Raw genomic sequence first — 4,694 nt, 5'->3', positions numbered from 1 at the left:
TAAGGGGTGAGCAATAAATTCGCCAGCAGTGGAAGTGTTTGGTATAATTGTGCTGAAGTTATCATGTGAAGGAAAAAAGGAGGATTTTAATATGGCGATCGTAAACGTAACAGATCAAACATTTGCTTCTGAAACAAGTGAAGGAGTTGTTCTTGCAGACTTCTGGGCACCGTGGTGCGGACCTTGTAAGATGATTGCTCCAGTCCTTGAAGAACTAGATTCTGAAATGGGCGATAAAGTAAAAATTGCTAAGCTTGATGTGGATGAGAATCAAGAGACAGCTGGAAAATACAGCGTCATGAGCATCCCGACACTTCTTGTTTTCAAAGATGGAGAAGTTGTCGATCAAGTAGTCGGGTTTCAACCGAAAGAAGCTTTAGCTGAGCTTCTAAATAAACATCTATAAAGTTTAGAGTGACTCCATTATTCGAAAAGGGATGAAGGGGTCACTTTTTCTTTTAATCCCAGTTCGGGTAATTCCAGTTTTTCTAACTTGCATTTGTTTGCCTTCTAGCGAACAATAGAGGGTGAGGTGGAATACGATGAGTCAAATTAAAGAAAAATTATTAATTCTTCCTGATCAGCCTGGCTGTTATTTAATGAAGGATCGGCAAAATACAATTATTTACGTTGGAAAAGCAAAAGTACTAAAAAATAGAGTTCGATCATATTTTACTGGTTCACACGATGGGAAAACCCAGCGTCTTGTAAGTGAGATTGCTGACTTCGAATATATTGTAACCTCATCAAATATTGAAGCATTAATCCTAGAGATGAATTTAATTAAAAAACATGACCCGAAATATAATGTCATGTTAAAAGATGATAAATCTTATCCTTATCTTAAAATTACAAATGAAGAACATCCGAGGTTGATTACAACTCGCCAAGTAAAAAAAGATGGGGGAAAGTATTTTGGCCCTTATCCAAATGCAGGAGCGGCAAATGAAACAAAGAAGCTGTTGGATCGACTTTATCCACTGAGAAAGTGCCGGACGCTACCTGACAAAGTTTGTTTATACTACCATATTGGACAATGTCTTGCTCCGTGTGTGTCAGAGGTCACAAAAGAGCAAAATCAAGCGATGGTTCAAGATATTACGAAATTTCTACGCTCTGGCCATGATGAAATTAAAGGTCAGCTCACTGAGAAAATGATGAAAGCAGCAGAAGACATGGATTTTGAACGAGCAAAAGAAATTCGTGATACGCTTGCCCATATGGATACCGTCATTGAAAAACAAAAAATGATGATAGGTGACCTCGTTGATCGTGATGTTTTTGGCTTTTCTTATGATAAAGGATGGATGTGTGTTCAAGTGTTCTTCATCCGTCAAGGAAAGCTAATTGAACGGGATGTGTCCATTTTTCCTTTCTATAAAGAGGCACCAGAGGATTTAATGACGTTCATTGGACAATTTTATATGAAAAAAGAGCATATAAAACCTGCTGAAATTTTACTTCCTGATGAAGTAGATAAAGAGTTGATGGAACAACTGTTAGAAGTGAAAACTCATCATCCAAAACGAGGGAAGAAGAAAGAGTTGCTAGATCTTGCTAATCAAAATGCTGCTATTGCTCTTAAGGATAAATTCTCGTTAATTGAACGTGATGAAGAAAGAACGATAAAAGCGGTCGATCGATTAGGAGAAGCAATGGGAATTCAGACTCCTTATCGAATTGAAGCGTTCGATAACTCTAATATTCAAGGAACAGATCCTGTTTCAGCAATGGTTTGTTTTGTAGATGGAAAGCCAAGCAGAAAAGACTATAGAAAATATAAAATTAAATCGGTTGAAGGACCAGATGATTATGGTTCGATGCGTGAGGTGATTCGTAGAAGATATGTACGCCTCTTAAAAGAGTCTCTTCCTTTGCCGGACTTAATCGTTATTGATGGAGGAAAAGGCCAAATTGCTGTTGCTCAAGAAGTGATCGTTGACGAGCTTGGGCTATCCATTCCTGTTTGTGGCTTAGCAAAAGATGAAAAGCATCGAACATCTCAATTGCTAATGGGGGACCCGCCTGTTATTGTTCCTCTTAAGCGAGACAGCCTTGAATTTTATTTGTTACAACGAATTCAAGATGAAGTACACCGTTTTGCTATTACTTTTCATCGGAAAACTCGTTCAAAGACGTTCTTTAAATCGGAATTAGATGATATCCCTGGAGTAGGGGAAAAAAGAAAGCGCCAGCTGCTGAAGCATTTTGGATCGGTGAAAAAGTTGAAAGAAGCGAGTGTTGATGAGTTAAGAAAGCTATCAATTCCGGAAAAGGTAGCTCAAACCATCGTTGAAACATTAAATGGAAACGATAAATAATCTCTTGCGCTTAGTTTGATTATTTGCTAGAATGTTAATCAATTGAATATGCCACACTTCAAACGAAGTGATTGGTAGAGGAGCGAAAACCAATAGTAGGCTTTCCGAGAGTAATGAGACTCGTTGAAGAAGGATGAAAGGGGAATTCGCCGAAGTGCAAGAAAGACTCATCTTTCTAGTGCTGGACCTATGTTGAAGAAGCATAGGGCTGTCACATACCTAGACCCAAGTGGTATGTGGAGAACTATCTCACGAGAGAACAGGGAGCAGTGTGGTACCGGACTGGTATACATGCAACAGTGAGGGGTTTTCCTTATTGTTGCTTTTTTGCATTCCATCACAACGTGAGGAACAAGGAGAGGAATCGGATTATGGCTAGAATTGTACAGAAATATGGCGGAACGTCAGTAGGTTCAGTAGAAAGGATTCAACATGTCGCATCTAGAGTAGAACGGGCAGTGTTGGCAGGAGACGAACTTGTCGTTGTTGTATCGGCAATGGGGAAGTCTACAGATGAATTAGTATTTTTGGCTAACCAGATTACAGATTCGCCAAGTAAAAGGGAAATGGACATGTTACTAACAACTGGAGAACAAGTAACGATCTCATTGCTTTCAATGGCATTACAAGCTAGGGGCATCGAGGCAATCTCATTAACTGGTTGGCAGGCTGGTATGCAAACGGAAGCTAGTCATGGTAATGCACGGATTGAATCAATTAATAATGACCGAATTGAAGCAGAACTAGCTAAGGGTAAGGTTGTCATTGTTGCGGGATTCCAAGGAATCAGTGAAAACGGTGAAATTACCACTCTTGGTCGAGGAGGCTCTGATACAACAGCGGTAGCACTTGCAGCCTCTCTTAAGGCGAGTCGTTGCGATATTTATACAGATGTAACAGGTGTTTTTACGACGGACCCGCGTTACGTGAAGAAAGCGAGAAAGTTACACTCTATTTCTTATGATGAAATGCTTGAAATGGCTAATCTTGGGGCTGGGGTTTTACACCCACGAGCGGTTGAGTTTGCGAAGAATTATGATGTACCACTTATGGTTGCATCTAGTATGGAAGATACAGTAGGAACCATGATAGAGGAGGAAGTAACGATGGAACAAAATTTAATCGTCCGAGGAATTGCATTTGAGAATGATGTGACAAAAGTAACGGTAAAAGGTTTACCTAATCGACTAGACACATTATCGAAACTATTTACTACATTGTCAGAGAATCAAGTGAATGTGGATATTATTATTCAAAATCAATATGATGACGAACACGTAAATATCTCATTTTCCATTACACAAAGCTCATTAAAAGGAACTCTTGCTGTTTTGCAGGAAGCCCAAGGTGAATTGCAATTTGAGGATGTAACGTTTGAAGAAGAATTAGCGAAAGTCTCAATCATAGGTTCTGGAATGGTATCCAATCCAGGTGTTGCAGCAAAAATGTTTGACGTCTTAGCTAAAAACGATATTTTCGTAAAAATGGTTAGTACATCAGAAATTAAAGTGTCTGTCGTTGTCCAAGAGATAGATATGGTCTTAGCTGTAGAAATGTTGCATGAAGAATTTAAGCTTGCAGAAGAAGTTGAAGAAGCTGTTGTTACAGTGTAAATAAAGATAAAAAGAGTGAAGCTAATTGAGCTTCACTTTTTTTATTGAATTGAATCACGTTTATCTGTTTCAACAGTAATAATGACACCATCTTTCGTTTTTGAATAGGTAGCTCCGCTAATACATTCTAACCACATTTCAACTTGTTGAGCTAGAAAGCCAGTCTCTAGTTGATAGCAGCGCTTATCATCATTGTTCATCCATGACCCTTTTAATTCAAACACTTGCAATTGCTTCTTTTCTTTAAGTTTCGAAAGATTACCCCAATCAGCTTTTTCAAAAAAAAGGATGGCATCTTCAACTGTTGAAACTGGATATTTTCTTGCGAGCGATCTTCCAATCCAATATAAAATGGCATCATGATCTTTACCTAATAGGTCTTGCAGAACGTCATTTCGAATAAGGTCATACCCAAATTGATCTGTTCGAACTTCCATAAAAACATGCCCCTCTCCATACTTTGAAGCCAAAATGATCAGACAGCTTGTCGATCGTCTATGTATACTATCGTTCCAATTGCCTTTGAAATATATTTACTTTTTGATCATAAACGATGTCGTTGTTGGGTACAAGGAATAAGCTGGAATACAGAACGAAAGTAGGAGAGGTGAAAGAAAAAGGGGAACCCCGCCCTTTTTGAGAAAAAGCGAAGAAGTGGCGCTGGCTCCACACGCCGTGCGCCCAAAGGAGAAGCCCACTCCTTTGGGCTTAAAACATTACGGCGGCTGCGCTCAACGCTTCGAGGTGAAAGAAAAAGGGG

4 protein-coding genes and 1 riboswitch are annotated in these 4,694 nt (G+C 39.2%); of the genes, 3 read left to right on the top strand and 1 reads right to left on the bottom strand.

Annotation, left to right across the window (positions count from 1 at the left end):
* The first annotated feature begins 91 nt into the window (after positions 1-91).
* From trxA to MF646_RS22985, 3 genes are all read left to right on the top strand, one after another.
* Entirely contained in the window at positions 92-406 is a 315-nt protein-coding gene (trxA, locus tag MF646_RS22995) for a thioredoxin (RefSeq protein ID WP_034745400.1), read from the top strand.
* 136 nt (positions 407-542) lie between these two features.
* A complete protein-coding gene (uvrC, locus tag MF646_RS22990) occupies positions 543-2,321 on the top strand; it encodes an excinuclease ABC subunit UvrC (protein ID WP_250098828.1) in 1,779 nt (592 codons plus the stop codon).
* A 67-nt stretch (positions 2,322-2,388) separates the two neighbouring features.
* Positions 2,389-2,576, top strand: a riboswitch (Lysine riboswitch).
* Between the two features lie 116 nt (positions 2,577-2,692).
* The gene (locus MF646_RS22985; protein ID WP_250098827.1) at positions 2,693-3,934 is read left to right on the top strand and encodes an aspartate kinase; all 1,242 of its coding nucleotides are present in this window, start codon (positions 2,693-2,695) and stop codon (positions 3,932-3,934) included.
* Positions 3,935-3,975: 41 nt separating this feature from the next.
* Here the strand turns inward: MF646_RS22985 and MF646_RS22980 are convergent, their stop codons facing one another.
* Positions 3,976-4,371 carry a YslB family protein gene (locus MF646_RS22980; protein WP_250098826.1) on the bottom strand — a complete coding sequence of 132 codons (396 nt, stop codon included), beginning with the start codon at positions 4,369-4,371 and terminating at the stop codon, positions 3,976-3,978.
* Positions 4,372-4,694: the final 323 nt, after the last annotated feature.

This window comes from Halalkalibacter alkaliphilus (genome assembly GCF_023555415.1).
Classification (GTDB): domain Bacteria; phylum Bacillota; class Bacilli; order Bacillales; family Bacillaceae_D; genus Halalkalibacter; species Halalkalibacter alkaliphilus.
Note: the sequence above shows the minus strand (reverse complement) of the source record. Positions and strands in the feature narration are given on the sequence as shown.